The organism is Bacteroides intestinalis DSM 17393 (assembly GCF_000172175.1).
Taxonomy (GTDB): domain Bacteria; phylum Bacteroidota; class Bacteroidia; order Bacteroidales; family Bacteroidaceae; genus Bacteroides; species Bacteroides intestinalis.
This window is the reverse complement of record NZ_ABJL02000008.1, coordinates 268,665-285,365: the sequence shown is the minus strand read 5'-3', so window position 1 is coordinate 285,365 and position 16,701 is coordinate 268,665. Positions and strand designations below refer to the sequence as shown.

The following is a 16,701-nucleotide window of genomic DNA, read 5'->3' as shown; positions in this document are numbered from 1 at the left end:
ATACTTGCGGCTGCGTAGGTCGACGCTTATAGCTGCGTTGCCCCTCACTTATATAAGCGCAAGCTTATGCTTATATAAGTGAGGGGCAACGCAGCTATAAGTGTTTTTTTTTATTAGAACTCCACCGTAAGTCCGATTGACGGTAAAACTGTTCCACTTTCCTGTTTTAAATACTTCATTTTATATCTTTGTTCTCCAATGGGAGCAGAAGGATTTTCAATAACTCCTGTACTCATAATCACATCCTGCTGTTTCAGTTTGCTTCCTGTTATATTCTGTATATCAATGTAAAAGCCTACCATGCAACGATGGAAATAGAAAGACTTATCTATACGAACATCGAATTGGGCAAAGTTGGGAAGTCGTTCCGTATTATACTTTGAATAATCATAATAGGGACGTCCTTGCGCATTCCATGCTTCAACCAATGAAGACTTATCTTCATCATAAGGAGTATAAGGAGCACCACCGATATAACTGAGTTTGCCTCCAATGCTCCAACGGCGAGGCAGATTGTAGGTGCCACTGACGTTGAGGATAAAACGATTATCCCACGCAGAGGGGATATCACGGAATTCACTACGAAATAACGTGAGTGAAGATACAAAATTAAATTGTCCCGGTACTTGCCAACGCAACATGGTTTCTATGCCATAAGCTCGTCCACGCTCTGTAGGAATCAGTACTTCGTTACCTACAGTACCATAATCATCTCCTTTACATGCCAATGGGATATTATCCCGTACGGAAAGGGGCATGCGCCCATATCGTTTGAAGAATCCTTCCGCCGAGATCATCAACCTGTCTTCCAAATGCCAGTCAAGCCCAAGACTGGTTTCTATAACCTGCATGTATTTAAGGTTCTTATTTATATAGATGCCGTCATTGTCTTTAAATCCTAAAGCTGTATATGGAGGGAGTTGATAATACAAACCTGCACTTCCACTTAATGCCCATTGCTTGGTAAGATCATAGGATAATGAAAAACGGGGAGAAAGTTGCTTCCATAACTCTTTCATTTCCTGATTGTAATTATTGCCATCTGTCCGGATACCTGCTGATGCGGAGAACCGTTTATTCGTGCTGATATAGTCTGTGGAGAAGAAACCGCCCCAGCTGAATATGTTCAAATCAGTATGGTAAATAGAACTGGAACTGAGTATCCGTTGTTTGGTGCGGTTGGTATAATTAGAATAATTTACTTCGGCACCTTCTTTCAAAGTCCATTGCCCCAGTCTTGTTCGATTTTCGAAACGAAAGGTAGTCTTTTGCTCTACAGATCGCAGACGGAGGGTTAGATTATCTTCGGAAGAATCATCGTTATTCAGATATTTCACATTACGGTTATTCAGATAATTATGACTTAGCGTGAGTGTCTGTACGTGTTTTCCTGCATAATGGCGATAAGATGCTCCTATGGTGAATGTTTCCTGATGAATGGTAGGGAGATAACTTAATATATATTCCGCATCTTCTCCTTTCTCGTCCGTGTTCAGTTTCATTTTATCAATTCCTACCAGACCCAGTACAGTCAGTTCATCATGTGCTGATAATTTTGTCTTTAGTTTGAATTGCCCGTCAATGAAATTAGGCAGGAAAGGTAGGCCCAATGCCTTGAATAATAATTGCAGATACGATTGTCGGATAGAGAACAGGTACGTCGTTTTATCACTCAGGTGTCCGTTACCACTGAAGGATACTTCGGAAGCTCCCAAGGTTGCTTTATAAGTCTGTTTATCCGGATTACCATCTCTCAAACGGAAATCTAATACAGAACTCATTGCTCCGGAACGATCCGCAGGAAATGCTCCGGTATAGAAACTGATTTCCCGTATCAAATCTGCATTAACGATGCTAACCGGGCCACCTGATGCTCCTTGTGTAGCAAAGTGATTGATATTCGGGATTTCTATTCCATCCATATAGAAACGATTTTCCGAAGGTGATCCACCCCGTACAATCAAATCGTTTCTGTATCCGATAGGTGAGAACGATACACCTGGATATGCCCGCACAATTCGCGAAATATCCCGGTTTCCACCCGGACTTTTTTCTATCTCTTGTAGCCCAATAATACGCATACTTACCGGACTCTCCACCGTTTTCCTGAAAGGAGAGGGGGTAACCACAATTGCAGCCAGCATATTTTCATCTTCTTCCATCTCAATCTCAATGAAAGGTGTAGAGGCAGAAACCAGATACTCGGAAGTTACAGCACTTTTATATCCTATCAGCGTTGCTTCGAAACGATAAATCCCAGGTGGTACTTGTTCTATATGGAATATACCCAGTGAATCTGTGGATGCTCCTTTTCCTGGGATACCTGTAACCACTACATTGGCGTATGCTACCGGTTGCCGGGATTGTTTATCAATGACTTTTCCGCGCACGGAGTAGTTGACTGTAGCAGCGTAGATGCACACATTGCACAGTAGCAGTGAAAGTGTCAGTATAATCAGTATAATATGTTTGCTTGTTGTCATATATGCAAATATAGATATTATTGATATATAATAGATGGAATGGGGGTATAAAAAAACTGTCCGGAAATTATTCCGAACAGTTCTCATTTGTTGTTTAGCTGTAAGATTAATATCTTCCACCGCGGTCGCCGCCATAGCCACCACCACGATTGCCGCCGCCGTAACCACCGCCACGGTTGCCACCGCCGTAACCGCCACCACGGTTACCGCCGCCGTAACCACCACCACGGTTGCCGCCTGCGGGTCTTTCTGTTCTGGGGCGAGCTACGCTTACTGCGATATTCTTGCCTTCAAATTCTGTTTCGTTAAGAGTGTCAATAGCCTTCTGACCTTCTTCATCATTCGGCATTTCTACGAAGCCGAAACCGCGTGAACGTCCCGTCTCTCTGTCGTTAATAATGTAGGCTGAAGTTACTTCGCCATACTGTGAAAATAATTCCTGTAAGCTGTCACTGTTTGTGTTCCAGCTTAAGTTTGCAACATAAATGTTCATTTCTTTTTGTAAGTTAAAATTGTTATTTATTAATGATTGAGATCCGCACGGCGTTCATACCTCGCGTACCGCGTTCAATTTCAAATGTAACGTTGTCTCCTTCTGTTATACCTTCAGGAGCAGAAGTAATATGGAAAAAATATTTTTCACCACTTCCTAAATCTTTTATAAAACCATAACCTCTGGATACATTAAAATGTTCAATGCGTCCGTTTAAAGGCAGAATTTCTTCTGCTTCGCCTTTTTTAGGAATTGATATTTCTATTTCAGAAGCATCTATTTCCTCTTTAGGCTTTACACCTTCGGGTGTAGAATGAAGAATACCGTTTTCGTCTACGTATGCCAGCATCTCTTCGAAGCTACGGCTACCACTGCTCAAGCGTTCTTCTTTTCTTTTCTGTTTTTCTTCTCGCTTACTCTGTTTCGCTTTTTCTCTGTCTCTTTTACTTGATGTTACTCTTTTTACTGCCATTCTAAAATTATTATATATTATGCAGTTTAAAAACACTGCACTTAGTTTTTCTGACTAATGGTAGCATGCAATCATTCAGGACTAGCATACAACAATTGAATCGTATAATGAACAAAGGAGCTGATTGTGAGGTCAAATTTGGAATGGAATAATTTGCGGAATCCCGCAAAGGCAAACATGCACAAAGAAGATTTCAGAATAAACCCTATTGTTTATGGTACAAAGATACAGATAAAAATGAGCTATCCATTTGTTTTTTCAATTATTTAAAGCTGTAGCTACTTATTTTTTTATGTACATTTGTGCTTCTTAATATAAACACATAGCAAAAATGAAGAAAATTTTATTGTTAGGTTCCGGTGAACTGGGTAAGGAGTTCGTTATTTCTGCCCAACGCAAAGGCCAATATATCATTGCCTGCGATTCCTATGCCGGAGCGCCTGCCATGCAAGTGGCTGATGAGTGTGAGGTGTTCAGTATGCTTGACGGCGATGCTTTGGAACGTGTAGTACGCAAACATCAGCCGGATATTATTGTACCGGAAATTGAGGCCATCCGCACAGAGCGTCTTTATGGTTTTGAAAAAGAAGGTATTCAGGTAGTACCCAGTGCGCGTGCTGTGAATTTTACTATGAATCGCAAGGCTATCCGTGATCTTGCTGCCCAGGAATTGGGCTTGAAAACTGCTAAATATTTTTATGCCAAATCTTTCGATGAGTTGAAAGCTGCTTCTGAGAAAATAGGTTTTCCTTGTGTGGTGAAACCATTGATGTCTTCTTCAGGAAAAGGACAGTCTCTTGTGAAGAGTGCGGATGAACTGGAACATGCCTGGGAATATGGTTGCAACGGTAGTCGTGGTGATATAAAGGAACTTATTATTGAAGAATTTATAAAGTTTGATAGCGAAATAACTCTGCTTACTGTAACGCAGAAGAATGGCCCTACATTATTTTGTCCTCCTATCGGTCATGTACAGAAAGGAGGAGACTATCGCGAAAGTTTCCAGCCGGCTCACATTGATCCTGCTCACTTGAAAGAAGCACAGGAAATGGCTGAAAAAGTAACACGCGCTCTGACGGGTGCCGGTCTTTGGGGAGTTGAATTTTTCTTGAGTCATGAAAATGGGGTGTATTTCTCGGAACTTTCTCCGCGTCCACATGATACGGGCATGGTGACTTTAGCCGGTACACAAAACCTGAATGAGTTTGAACTTCATTTGCGTGCAGTACTGGGCCTGCCCATTCCAAATATCAAACAGGAAAGGATAGGAGCCAGTGCTGTTGTTCTCTCAACAATTGCCAGCCAGGAACGTCCGAATTATAGAGGTGTTGAGGAGGTAACAAAGGAAGAAGATACCTATATTCGTATTTTTGGTAAGCCGACAACACGTGTTAACCGTCGTATGGGAGTAGTGTTGTGTTATGCACCGCTGAATTCAGATTTGGATGCATTACGGGACAAGGCAAAACGTATTGCTGAAAAAGTAGAGGTATATTAAGATTTACTTTCTATATAATAAGACAACAGTTGTCACATTCTTTGCGACAACTGTTGTCTTATTTTGCAACTACTATTTCAACATCATATCCGATAAAAAGTCCGCTTTCAATTACTCCGGTAATCATTTTTAGATTTTCTTCCAAAGAAGGATCAATGTAACTGAAGCGGGTATCAAGAATAAAATTACCATTTTCAGTCAGAACAGGTCCATCTTTTCCATCGGCAAGACGCAGTGTTATTTCAGAAGCTCCTAATCGCCGCATCTCACTCTCTACAAAAGTCAATGCGCTTGGGAAGACTTCTACAGGTATTGGAAAGCGGCTCCCCAAATGATCAACCAGTTTTGTGTCGTCAATAATAATGAAATTCTTACCACTACTTTTTATCAGAAGTTTTTCTTTGAACATGGCTCCACCACGTCCTTTTATCAGACTCCGTTCCGGATCTACTTCATCAGCACCATCAAAAGCCCAGTCCGGACGTTTATTCCAAAGAGTAGTTTGTGGTATACCCAGTTGTATGCAGGTCATGGAAATTTCAGCAGAGGCAGGGATAACCTCTATGTGCAGAGATTCTTTGCGAATACGTTCCGCTAATGCAAATAATGTAAGGTAGACAGTAGAGCCGGAACCAGCCCCAATCACATCACCTTCTTCCGCCATTGCAGCAATTTCCCGCGCTACGATTTCTTTTCCTTCACGATTGATAATTGCATTCGACCATTGCAAATGATTTATCAGTTGATTATCCCATTTCATAGTTAGAGCGTTAATCGTTATTGTCTTCCTCGTCGTCAGTCAGATTGTTCAACTCAACTTCGAGTTCAACTAACTCTTGTTCCCAAATTTTTCTGATGTTTGCCGGCGTATCTTTGGGAGCTTCTTTGATATGTTTTTGAGCTAATGATACTTCATGCTCCAGCTGTGAACGTCTATTCATAAGTCATGCTTTTTTATAGTTATTTTAATAGATAACACACTGTTTTGTGCAATTGTTTTCTATTTGGTAAGAATTTTATATTACCCAAATAATTCGGGATAGATTTCTCCATCACCACCGGATACATCAAGACTCTGTAGTAGTTTACCGTCAGGAGCATAGAAAAGCTGAATTTCTCTGTTAGAATTATATTCTTCTATATCAATGATTACTACGGTAGGCATTTTAGGAAAGGTAATAATCTTTATATATCTGATTTGTATGGGAGGTGTCTCTGTCTGCATGAATGCTTTAGCTATGGGAGCAGGGACTTCTTCCAGGCTTTCTACATTTGTCTCTGTCATTATCCATCGGGCATTGTTACCAAACCAGACGTTCATATCATGACTATCTGAAACAAATCCGACAATGTGGTAATCACCTTTATGCTCCCATTCCACGGTGGTCACTTTTGGATACATCTTTTTGAAAGCTTCTTGTACTTTTTCCGGAGCATTTTGTGCACATACGGATGCAGATATCAGCAATAACAAGCCTGCCAATAAATTGAATTTAAACTTTTTCATAATCAGGGACTGTTTTTAGTTGCTAATAGAAACAACCTGAAGAAGCTTTTGTTTGTAACTTTTTGACTCTATAAAATAATTATTGAGTCTGTGATATCACGTATTATTTAATTCACTACTTTCGGGCACTTTTTTAAAGAGACAAAATGAATAATGTATTGATCCTTGTAGACAGCTTGGATGATTGGAAGCCATATTCCAAAACAAACAGCATTTTAACCGTATCCGACTACCTGAAGTATAAATCATCAGGAAAGGATCGTAAGTTGGTAATTAACCTGAGTAATGATTATAGCTATAACTCCGAAGGCTATTATTGCTCACTATTAGCCCAGACGAGGGGGCATAAAGTCATTCCCGGAGTTGATATTATTAATAAGGTGGAAGCAGGTACAGGTATCCGTATGGATAGCAGTCTTCAGAAACTCTGTTACCAGTGGATTCAGAAAAATGATATAACTGATGATCTTTGGTATTTGAATGTATACTTCGGTACGTGTAAAGAGAAAGGGTTGGAGCGTATTGCCCGCTTCATCTTTGAAAACTATCCGGCCCCTTTATTGCGAGTTACGCTGAATACGCGGCATAAAAACCAGATAGAAAATATTCAGTTCTTACCATTAAGTTCATTGAATAATGAGGAAGAAGATTATTTTGCCAATGCCTTGGACTTGTTTAACAGAAAGGTATGGCGTAACCCTCAGGCTTCAAAATCTGCACGGTATAATTTGGCTATACTCTATGACCCGAATGAAAAATTCCCTCCAAGTGATAAAAAAGCACTTCACAAGTTACTTGAGTTGGCTAAAAAAATGGATATCCATGCCGAACTACTGACAGAAGAAGACGCTACACGGCTGATGGAATTTGATGCCTTATTTATTCGTACCACGACTTCATTGAATCATTATACATTCCGTCTTTCTCAATTGGCTACACAAAACGGACTGGCTGTTATTGATGATCCGCAATCTATTATCCGCTGTACTAATAAGGTTTATTTAAAAGAATTATTTGAAAAAGAAAAGATTCCAGCGCCACTCTCCATGCTGCTGTTTAAATCGAACGTCAATTCCTATGAGGAGATTACTGAACAGCTTGGTAGTCCTTTTATTTTGAAAATTCCGGATGGTTCTTTCTCCATTGGAATGAAGAAGGTGAATAATAAAGAAGAACTGGATGAAGCTCTGAAAGTCTTGTTTGATAAATCGTCCATTCTGTTGGCCCAAGAGTTCACTCCGACAGATTTCGATTGGCGTATCGGTATTTTGAACGGGGAACCTTTGTATGCATGTAAATACTATATGGCTAAAGGACATTGGCAAATCTATTGTCACTATGCTTCCGGACGAAGCCGTTGCGGACTGGTAGAGACGATTCCTATTTATCAAGTGCCGCGTAAGGTTCTGGATACAGCGTTGCGTGCAGCTTCTTTTATTGGGAAGGGATTGTATGGAGTAGACTTGAAAATGGTAAATGACCGTGCTATTGTTATTGAGATTAATGATAATCCCAGCATTGACCATGGATTGGAAGATGCGATTCTGGGAGATGAACTTTACTACCGGTTGTTGAATAACTTCTGGCGTATACTGGATATCAGACGTTTCTAATCTGTATGGAACCGAGATTTATACTCCGTCCGGCGGTAATTAATGATATTCCGTCGATTATGGAAATAGAACAGATATGTTTTGATTTGGATAGTTTTTCAAAACGGCAATTTGCTTATCTTATTTCCCAAGCAAAAGGATACTTTTATGTGGCAGAATATCAGCAAAGGGTAGGGGGATATTTTAGTGCATTGATAAATCAACGTGCCTGTAGTTTGCGTATCTACTCGATAGCTATTCATCCTGATTTTCGCGGCAGAAGAGTGGGGCAATTATTAATAGATCAGATAATAGTTATTGCTCTAAAAGAAAGCTTGAAGAAGATAATTTTAGAAGTGAATGTTTCTAATTTTCCTGCCATTTATTTATATGAAAAAAATGGATTTAAATGTACTTCTGTAAAGGATAACTATTACCATGACGGGTCTTCTGCATATTGTATGCAGAGACCTGTAACTGAGTAGTTTTTTTTCTTATACCAACTATTTTGTAAACAAACAGAGAGGTCAAAGCCTCTCTGTTTTGTATTATTCTTAATTCCTGTTTAAAATATAGCGTTATTTCCGTCTTTTTCTTGGCAAACTGTTAACAAGGTGGATGCAACTATTAAACCTTGTTGTAAAATGCAGTGAAATGACTCTGAAATTTGGAGAAATCAAGAAAAGCCGTACCTTTGCAATGTGTTTTTCATAGTATTAGATTTAAGGTTAACAAAAGATTGGCTGTCTGGGATAGATAGCCTTTTTTTATGTCTTCTTGTTACTACTCTTCTCCAAGAAAATCATAGGACGGTGCAAAGAACAGAGTTCCTGTAATTGCAGTACTGAAATCCAATAAACGATCGGTGTTACCTACCGGATTTCCAATAAACATACTTTCCAGCATCTGACGCGTAGTACTGAATGTGCTTGCATAACCTATAAAATAGGTTCCATATTCTCTTTTTGCTGTATTTGCAAATGGCATATTGGCACGTACTATTTTAAGATCATCACCAATATTAGCAACTGCATTGTGAGCATTAGCCGGCTTTTCTTCATCTGATAACTCTACATCATTGAATTTACGTCGGCCTATCACTTTTTCCTGTTCTTCTACCGAAAGGGCATTCCAGGCATCCATGTCATGAATATATTTCTGCACAAATACATAACTTCCACCGGCAAAATCAGGATCTTCTTCACCAACTACGGCAAAGTGATAAGGATTTTCGTCTACAGCCGGAGATTCTGTTCCATCTACGAACCCAATGATTGCTTTGCCATCCATATATCTAAAACCATGAGTTTCATCAATAGCTTCAACAGCGCCTTTCAGCTTTTCATCAATAATAGAGGCAAACTCGTAACATAACCCCATTTGCTTAGCGCGGATATGAAACAATATATCACCAGGGGTAGATACTGCTATTTGTTTACTTCCCTTGATTTCCTTAAAAACTTCCAGTTCTTTGGGCCTACCTTTGCCTGGGAAAATACGGTCCCATACGTCTGCACCAAAGCTTATCGTGCTACTGAACTGTGCATCGGGGAAACGGTTACGCATACTACGTATTAATGCCGAGAAATTGGCACATACATCTTTTACTTTCTCAACGGAATCAGGAGATTGATTTAATTTGTAAACAATGAAAATGGCATTTTCGCCTTGTCTTTCAGTTACATCCTGTGGGGTGTTTCCTGCGAATGGATTTTGATGTGAATTCATGCTTTTTCCTTTCATTAAATTTATACTTCAAAAGATAACTTGCTAAATGTTGTTTTGTTCATACAAAAATAACAGAATTCCTTCTTTGTATCTGTTGGTGAATGTTTAAGCAACGTTAAATGGATGTCGCTTTTTTGTTCTGATTGTAGTAATAATAGTTCAAAAGGGTATAATTTATAGAAAAAACGTTTTCATAGAGTACAATCTGAAAGTTTTTGTGTTTACATTTGCAAAGTTGCTTATGTAACTATCCCGTTAGAATTAAGATTTGAAGCTTTGAACAAAAACTATTCAATAGGTGTTAAGCTCATAGCAGCGGAATGACAAGAACGCGACTCGAAGAGTTTAGAAAAAGAGAAATTATATAAAAAGATTGCTTATGTCACAAATTATCGGACATATCTCTCAGGTCATCGGACCGGTAGTAGACGTCTATTTTGAGGGTACGGATGCCGAATTGATGCTTCCAAGTATCCATGACGCACTGGAGATAAAAAGATCAAATGGAAAAACATTAATCGTAGAAGTGCAGCAACACATCGGCGAGAACACGGTGAGAACCGTAGCCATGGATAGTACAGACGGCTTGCAGAGGGGTATGAAAGTGCATCCCACAGGCGGTCCTATTACTATGCCGGTGGGCGACCAGATTAAAGGTCGGTTAATGAATGTAGTGGGTGATTCCATCGACGGTATGAAAGAGCTAGACCGTGCCGGTGCTTATCCCATACACCGTGATCCTCCTAAGTTTGAAGATTTGACTACCGTACAAGAGGTGCTCTATACAGGTATCAAGGTTATCGACTTGCTGGAACCTTATAGCAAGGGTGGCAAGATCGGTTTGTTCGGTGGAGCTGGTGTAGGCAAAACAGTACTGATCCAGGAACTCATCAATAACATTGCCAAGAAACAACATGGTTTTTCTGTGTTTGCAGGAGTAGGAGAGCGTACCCGTGAAGGTAACGACCTCTTGCGTGAAATGATTGAATCCGGTGTGATCCGTTATGGTGAGGAGTTCAAGAAAAGTATGGAAGAAGGAAACTGGGACTTGTCTAAAGTGGATTACAATGAAGTGGAGAAATCACAGGTTTCTTTAATATTCGGTCAGATGAACGAACCTCCCGGTGCACGTCAATCTGTGGCATTATCCGGACTGACAGTAGCTGAGTCTTTCCGCGACCAGGGTGCTGAAACCGGTGGCTCGCGTGATATATTGTTCTTTATAGATAATATTTTCCGTTTTACACAAGCTGGTTCCGAAGTATCTGCTTTGCTGGGACGTATGCCTTCGGCTGTAGGTTACCAACCAACGTTGGCTACTGAAATGGGTGCGATGCAAGAACGCATCACTTCTACCCGCAATGGTTCTATCACTTCCGTGCAGGCTGTATATGTACCTGCTGATGACTTGACCGACCCGGCGCCTGCTACTACCTTTACACACTTGGATGCCACGACGGTATTGAGTCGTAAGATTACTGAGTTGGGTATTTACCCTGCTGTGGATCCTTTGGAATCCACTTCACGTATCCTTGACCCGCATGTTGTAGGAGAAGAGCATTATGAAGTGGCACAACGGGTGAAACAAATCTTGCAGCGTAACAAGGAACTACAGGATATTATTTCTATTCTTGGTATGGAAGAGCTTTCGGATGCCGACCGTACATTAGTGAATCGTGCACGCCGTGTACAACGTTTCTTGTCGCAACCGTTTGCAGTTGCCGAACAGTTTACCGGTGTACCGGGAACGATGGTGCCAATAGAAGATACCATCAAAGGCTTTAAGATGATTTTGGATGGTGAGGTGGACTATCTGCCCGAACCTGCTTTCCTGAATGTTGGTACGATTGAAGAAGCAATAGAGAAAGGCAAGAAGTTATTGGAACAAGTAAATGGTTAAAAATTAGAAGAAGGGAAAGAGGCTATGAAGAAGTTGTATTTGAACATAGTGTCTCCTGAAAAGGAAATATATAATGGAGAGATTGAAAGTGTAACGCTGCCTGGAACGATAGGAACGTTTACCATTCTTCCGCAACATGCACCCATCGTGTCCTCACTTCGTGAAGGAAAGGTGATATATGTACCGGAAGGGGGCGAAGAACAGACTCTTGATATCGAAGGTGGGTTCGTTGAGTTAAGCGGTGGAGTGGTTTCCGCCTGTGTTGACTAATGTTTCCTTTTCCGGAATTATCTTTTATTTCTAATTTTTAATTTAGTACTATGAGTATCAGCTTGACAAAACGCAATTTCTTATACCAGATCACCCTGTTAACGTTAATAGCAGGATGGGTGGGCGCAGGGATTTTACATTATCTATTACCTGGACACTATTTCGGAGGATACCCTTTTATTCCGGTGTATTTCTTCTTGTTCGGTTTTTTTGAAATATCTATGTTCGACGCGTGTCGTAAACATGCCCCGCAGAAGATGTTGCTGCTTTACATGGCGATGAAAGTGATGAAAATGTTGCTCTCCGTGATACTCTTGGTGGTGTATTGCTTTGCAGTACGTGAAGAAGCCAAGTTATTTCTGTTGACATTCATCCTTTATTACATAGTCTATTTGATATATGAGACGTGGTTCTTCTTTACTTATGAAGTAGGAAAGAAACAGAAAAAAGAAAAGAAAAATGAAACAAATGCGTAATCTATTGACTGGAATACTCCTGATGCTGGGAATGCTGTTCACCACTCTGCCCGTTGCGGCACAGGGTGTTGAAGCGGAGCTTGACAGCATAGCCAAACGGGATGATGTCACTTCTGCCGAACAGAAAGAAAATACGGTAGATGTGAAAGAAATCGTCTTCGGACATATTGGCGATGCTTACGAATGGCATATCACTACATGGGGAAAGACGCATGTTACTATTCCGTTGCCTATTATCGTATATAGTTCGCAGACTGGCTGGCATGCTTTTCTCTCTTCTCGTTTGGAAGAGAATGAAGGTTCTTACGAGGGATTCTCTATAGCTCCGGCAGGTAGTAAATACGAAGGTAAAGTAGTGGAATATGACGCAGCTGGAAATGAAATACGTCCTTGGGATATTTCGATCACCAAAGTGACGTTGTCATTGCTGATTAACAGTGTATTGCTGCTGATTATTATTTTAGCTGTTGCTCAGTGGTATCGAAAACATCCGCAAGGCAGTGCGGCTCCGGGTGGCTTCATCGGCTTTATGGAGATGTTTATTATGATGGTGAACGACGATATCATCAAGAGTTGTGTAGGGCCGAAATATCGAAAGTTTGCGCCTTACCTGCTGACAGCGTTCTTCTTCATTTTTATAAATAATATCATGGGGCTGATTCCCATCTTTCCGGGTGGAGCCAATGTGACGGGTAATATCGCTATTACGATGGTGCTGGCACTCTTTACATTTGTTGCCGTCAACCTGTTTGGAACGAAAACTTATTGGAAAGATATCTTCTGGCCGGATGTGCCCTGGTGGTTGAAAGTACCTGTGCCGATGATGCCTTTTATTGAATTCTTCGGTATCTTTACCAAGCCATTTGCTTTGATGATCCGTCTTTTTGCCAATATGTTGGCCGGGCACATGGCAATGCTGGTATTGACGTGCCTCATCTTTATTTCTGCCAGCATGGGTCCTGCATTAAATGGTACGCTGACCGTAGCCTCTGTGCTGTTCAACATCTTTATGAATGCGTTGGAGTTGCTGGTAGCATTTATCCAGGCATATGTATTCACTATGTTGTCTGCCGTATTTATCGGATTGGCTCAGGAAGAACATAAAGAAGTTAAAGTGAAAGAAAACAACAATTAATAATAAACCATTTAAAAATTAAGAATTATGTTACTATCTGTATTATTGCAAGCTACTGCAGCTGCAGCCGGAATTAGTAAATTAGGTGCAGCACTTGGCGCCGGACTTGCCGTTATTGGCGCAGGTTTAGGTATTGGTAAAATTGGTGGTTCAGCTATGGAGGCTATTGCCCGCCAGCCGGAAGCATCAGGAGACATTCGTATGAACATGATTATTGCCGCTGCATTGATTGAAGGCGTTGCCCTGTTGGCGGTAGTTGTGTGTCTGTTAGTGTTCTTCTTATAATTAAAATATAGATAAATTATGTCATTGTTATTACCCGATAGTGGTCTGCTGTTCTGGATGCTTTTGTCATTCGGCGTGGTGTTCGTGGTGTTGGCGAAGTATGGCTTTCCTGTCATTACCAAAATGGTAGAAGGTCGTAGAACCTACATTGACCAATCGCTGGAAGTGGCAAAAGAAGCTAATGCGCAACTTCAAAGGCTGAAAGCTGAGAGTGAAGCATTGGTTGCTGCTGCCAATAAGGAGCAAGGGCGCATTCTGCGGGAGGCGATGCACGAGCGTGACAAGATTATCGTCGAAGCACGCAAGCAGGCGGAAGTTGCCGCGCAGAAAGAGCTGGACGATGTGAAGAAGCAGATACAGCAAGAAAAAGAAGAGGCAATACGTGATATTCGTCGCCAGGTTGCCGTGCTTTCTGTAGATATTGCGGAGAAAGTAATCCGTAAGAATCTGGATGAAGAGCACGAACAAATGGAGATGATAGACCGGATGCTGGACGAAGTGCTGGCAGCCTCAAGAAGCAATTAAGTAGCGATAAAGCGATTGGCGATGAGTGATTAGCGTAATGCTGATTATGAATCGCTGATCACTAATAATTAAAGGAAATGGATATAGGAATTGTTTCGATGCGATATGCCAAAGCGTTGATAGAATACGCGAAAGATACGGGGGCAGAAGACCGCGTATATCATGAATTGCGTATGCTGGAACGGAGCTTTCGTAAGCATCCTGATTTACGTGAGGCGTTGGATAATCCCATTTTGAAAATCAAGGAGAAGTTTGCTCTGATTTGCACCGCTGCTGTAGGCAATGGAGAAGTGAGCCGGGAATTTTCCCGCTTTATCACCCTTGTGCTGAGAAATCGGCGGGAGTACTATTTGCAGTACATCTGTCTGACTTATCTCGACCTATACAGGAAGTTGAAGCATATTGGCGTAGGAAAACTGATTACCGCCGTATCTGTGAGCCGGGATGTCTGGGAACGCATTCGGAATAGTGCTTCTGCTCTGCTACATGCACAGATGGAGTTGCAAACTGAAGTTGATCCTTCTATTGAAGGAGGTTTCATATTTGATATTAACGATTTCCGCCTGGATGCCAGCATTGCCACGCAACTTAAGAGAGTGAAACAACAGTTCATTGATAAGAACAGAAGAATTGTATAAGCACTAATCATTAATCACTAAAGAAACATGTCTGAAAATATAAAAGTAAGCGAAGTCTCCGATATTCTCCGTCACCAGTTAGAGGGAATCGATACCCGTGTGCAGTTGGATGAAATCGGTACGGTGCTGCAAGTCAGTGACGGTGTGGCACGTATCTATGGACTGCGCAATGCCGAAGCAAACGAACTGTTGGAGTTCGATAACGGTATCAAGGCGATTGTGATGAATCTGGAAGAGGACAACGTAGGTGCTGTTTTACTGGGCTCTACAGATAAAATCAAAGAAGGCTACGTCGTAAAGCGTACCAAGCGAATTGCTTCCATTATGGCGGGAGAGGGTATGCTGGGGCGTGTTATAGATCCGCTGGGAGCACCACTGGATGGTAAAGGACTCATTGGTGGAGAACTATGTGAGATGCCTTTGGAACGTAAAGCACCGGGGGTTATCTTTCGTCAGCCTGTAAACCAGCCGTTGCAAACCGGATTGAAAGCCGTGGATGCCATGATACCTATCGGTCGCGGACAACGTGAGTTGATCATCGGTGACCGTCAGACGGGAAAGACGGCTATTGCTATCGATACGATCATCAATCAACGCGCCAATTATGAGGCAGGAAACCCTGTGTATTGTATCTATGTAGCTATTGGTCAGAAAGCTTCTACGGTCGCTACCATTGTAAACACATTGCGTGAATATGGCGCAATGGATTATACGATTGTTGTTGCTGCTACGGCAGGTGATCCGGCTGCGTTGCAGTATTATGCTCCGTTTGCAGGTGCTGCCATTGGTGAATATTTCCGTGATACCGGTCGTCATGCATTGGTAGTTTATGATGATCTTTCTAAGCAGGCCGTAGCTTATCGTGAAGTATCACTGATTTTACGCCGTCCATCAGGACGTGAAGCGTATCCGGGTGATATCTTCTATCTGCACTCCCGTTTGCTGGAGCGTGCTGCGCGTATTATTAATCAGGAAGAAGTGGCACGTGAAATGAATGATTTGCCGGAAAGCCTGAAAGGTAAAGTGAAAGGTGGCGGATCACTGACTGCATTGCCTATCATCGAAACGCAGGCAGGAGACGTATCTGCCTATATTCCGACGAATGTGATTTCTATCACCGACGGACAGATATTCCTTGATACTGATTTGTTTAACCAAGGTAACCGTCCGGCTATTAACGTAGGTATTTCCGTGAGTCGTGTGGGTGGTAATGCTCAGATTAAGGCGATGAAGAAAGTGGCCGGTACATTAAAGATAGACCAGGCGCAATATCGTGAACTGGAAGCATTTACAAAGTTCAGTGGCGATATGGATCCTGTTACAGCACTGACCATTGATAAGGGACAAAAGAATACCCGTTTGTTGGTTCAACCGCAATATAGTCCGATGCCGGTAGAGAAGCAGATTGCCATTCTTTATTGTGGTACTCATGGACTGTTGCGTAATGTTCCGTTAGATAAGGTGACTGATTTTGAACGTAGTTTTTTGGAAGCACTTGAAATGAATCATCGTGCGGATGTACTCGATGTACTAAAGAGTGGTGTCATTGATGATGATGTTTGTAAGAAGATAGAGGAAACTGCGGATCTCATGTCGAAACAATATTTGGATTAGTGATTAACGTTTAGTGACAAGTGATTAGTGGTATGCGCTCATGTGCCGCTTATCACTAATCATTAATCACTTACCACTAAAAAAG

Annotated in this window: 18 protein-coding genes; 11 read left to right on the top strand and 7 right to left on the bottom strand. The window is 41.4% G+C overall.

The features are described 5' to 3' along the window. Positions 1-113 precede the first annotated feature (113 nt). From BACINT_RS10630 to BACINT_RS10620, 3 genes are all read right to left on the bottom strand, one after another. Positions 114-2,483, bottom strand: coding sequence for a TonB-dependent receptor (locus BACINT_RS10630; RefSeq protein WP_232288758.1), 2,370 nt, complete (start codon positions 2,481-2,483; stop codon positions 114-116). A gap of 106 nt (positions 2,484-2,589) precedes the next feature. Continuing rightward, positions 2,590-2,976: an RNA recognition motif domain-containing protein gene (locus tag BACINT_RS10625; protein WP_007662898.1), complete on the bottom strand. Its 387-nt coding sequence runs from the start codon at positions 2,974-2,976 to the stop codon at positions 2,590-2,592. A gap of 22 nt (positions 2,977-2,998) precedes the next feature. Next, positions 2,999-3,448, bottom strand: a complete 450-nt coding sequence (locus tag BACINT_RS10620) for a cold-shock protein (protein WP_007662897.1) — start codon at positions 3,446-3,448, stop codon at positions 2,999-3,001. 331 nt (positions 3,449-3,779) lie between these two features. Here BACINT_RS10620 and purT point away from each other — a divergent pair, with 331 nt between their 5' ends. Next, positions 3,780-4,946 carry a formate-dependent phosphoribosylglycinamide formyltransferase gene (gene purT, locus BACINT_RS10615; protein ID WP_007662891.1) on the top strand — a complete coding sequence of 389 codons (1,167 nt, stop codon included), beginning with the start codon at positions 3,780-3,782 and terminating at the stop codon, positions 4,944-4,946. 58 nt (positions 4,947-5,004) lie between these two features. Here the strand turns inward: purT and rpiA are convergent, their stop codons facing one another. The 3 genes from rpiA to BACINT_RS10605 form a co-directional block, all read right to left on the bottom strand. Beyond that, the gene (rpiA, locus tag BACINT_RS10610; protein WP_007662889.1) at positions 5,005-5,706 is read right to left on the bottom strand and encodes a ribose 5-phosphate isomerase A; all 702 of its coding nucleotides are present in this window, start codon (positions 5,704-5,706) and stop codon (positions 5,005-5,007) included. 10 nt (positions 5,707-5,716) lie between these two features. Further along, positions 5,717-5,887 carry a hypothetical protein gene (locus BACINT_RS24360; RefSeq protein WP_007662887.1) on the bottom strand — a complete coding sequence of 57 codons (171 nt, stop codon included), beginning with the start codon at positions 5,885-5,887 and terminating at the stop codon, positions 5,717-5,719. Between the two features lie 80 nt (positions 5,888-5,967). Beyond that, the gene (locus BACINT_RS10605) at positions 5,968-6,453 is read right to left on the bottom strand and encodes a PepSY-like domain-containing protein (RefSeq protein ID WP_007662886.1); all 486 of its coding nucleotides are present in this window, start codon (positions 6,451-6,453) and stop codon (positions 5,968-5,970) included. Positions 6,454-6,599: 146 nt separating this feature from the next. Here BACINT_RS10605 and BACINT_RS10600 point away from each other — a divergent pair, with 146 nt between their 5' ends. After that, positions 6,600-8,066, top strand: a complete 1,467-nt coding sequence (locus BACINT_RS10600; protein WP_007662884.1) for a RimK family protein — start codon at positions 6,600-6,602, stop codon at positions 8,064-8,066. A 5-nt stretch (positions 8,067-8,071) separates the two neighbouring features. Continuing rightward, on the top strand, positions 8,072-8,530 hold the full coding sequence (locus BACINT_RS10595; RefSeq protein ID WP_007662882.1) for a GNAT family N-acetyltransferase: 459 nt from the start codon (positions 8,072-8,074) through the stop codon (positions 8,528-8,530). Between the two features lie 298 nt (positions 8,531-8,828). Here the strand turns inward: BACINT_RS10595 and BACINT_RS10590 are convergent, their stop codons facing one another. Beyond that, a complete protein-coding gene (locus tag BACINT_RS10590; RefSeq protein WP_044154995.1) occupies positions 8,829-9,773 on the bottom strand; it encodes a Dyp-type peroxidase in 945 nt (314 codons plus the stop codon). Between the two features lie 379 nt (positions 9,774-10,152). Here BACINT_RS10590 and atpD point away from each other — a divergent pair, with 379 nt between their 5' ends. The 8 genes from atpD to atpA all read left to right on the top strand — a co-directional run bounded on the left by atpD (position 10,153) and on the right by atpA (position 16,616). Next, a complete protein-coding gene (gene atpD, locus BACINT_RS10585; RefSeq protein WP_007662878.1) occupies positions 10,153-11,673 on the top strand; it encodes a F0F1 ATP synthase subunit beta in 1,521 nt (506 codons plus the stop codon). 24 nt (positions 11,674-11,697) lie between these two features. After that, positions 11,698-11,943 carry an ATP synthase F1 subunit epsilon gene (gene atpC, locus BACINT_RS10580; protein WP_007662876.1) on the top strand — a complete coding sequence of 82 codons (246 nt, stop codon included), beginning with the start codon at positions 11,698-11,700 and terminating at the stop codon, positions 11,941-11,943. A 50-nt stretch (positions 11,944-11,993) separates the two neighbouring features. Beyond that, positions 11,994-12,419, top strand: a complete 426-nt coding sequence (locus BACINT_RS10575; protein WP_007662874.1) for a hypothetical protein — start codon at positions 11,994-11,996, stop codon at positions 12,417-12,419. Next, a complete protein-coding gene (gene atpB, locus BACINT_RS10570; RefSeq protein ID WP_007662872.1) occupies positions 12,403-13,554 on the top strand; it encodes a F0F1 ATP synthase subunit A in 1,152 nt (383 codons plus the stop codon). The genes BACINT_RS10575 and atpB overlap by 17 nt, the downstream gene beginning before the upstream one ends. 27 nt (positions 13,555-13,581) lie before the next feature. Next, on the top strand, positions 13,582-13,839 hold the full coding sequence (gene atpE, locus BACINT_RS10565) for an ATP synthase F0 subunit C (RefSeq protein WP_007662871.1): 258 nt from the start codon (positions 13,582-13,584) through the stop codon (positions 13,837-13,839). A gap of 18 nt (positions 13,840-13,857) precedes the next feature. Then, a complete protein-coding gene (gene atpF, locus BACINT_RS10560; RefSeq protein ID WP_007213987.1) occupies positions 13,858-14,364 on the top strand; it encodes a F0F1 ATP synthase subunit B in 507 nt (168 codons plus the stop codon). Between the two features lie 77 nt (positions 14,365-14,441). Continuing rightward, a complete protein-coding gene (locus BACINT_RS10555; protein ID WP_007662870.1) occupies positions 14,442-15,002 on the top strand; it encodes a F0F1 ATP synthase subunit delta in 561 nt (186 codons plus the stop codon). A gap of 27 nt (positions 15,003-15,029) precedes the next feature. Beyond that, on the top strand, positions 15,030-16,616 hold the full coding sequence (atpA, locus tag BACINT_RS10550; protein WP_007662869.1) for a F0F1 ATP synthase subunit alpha: 1,587 nt from the start codon (positions 15,030-15,032) through the stop codon (positions 16,614-16,616). Positions 16,617-16,701: the final 85 nt, after the last annotated feature.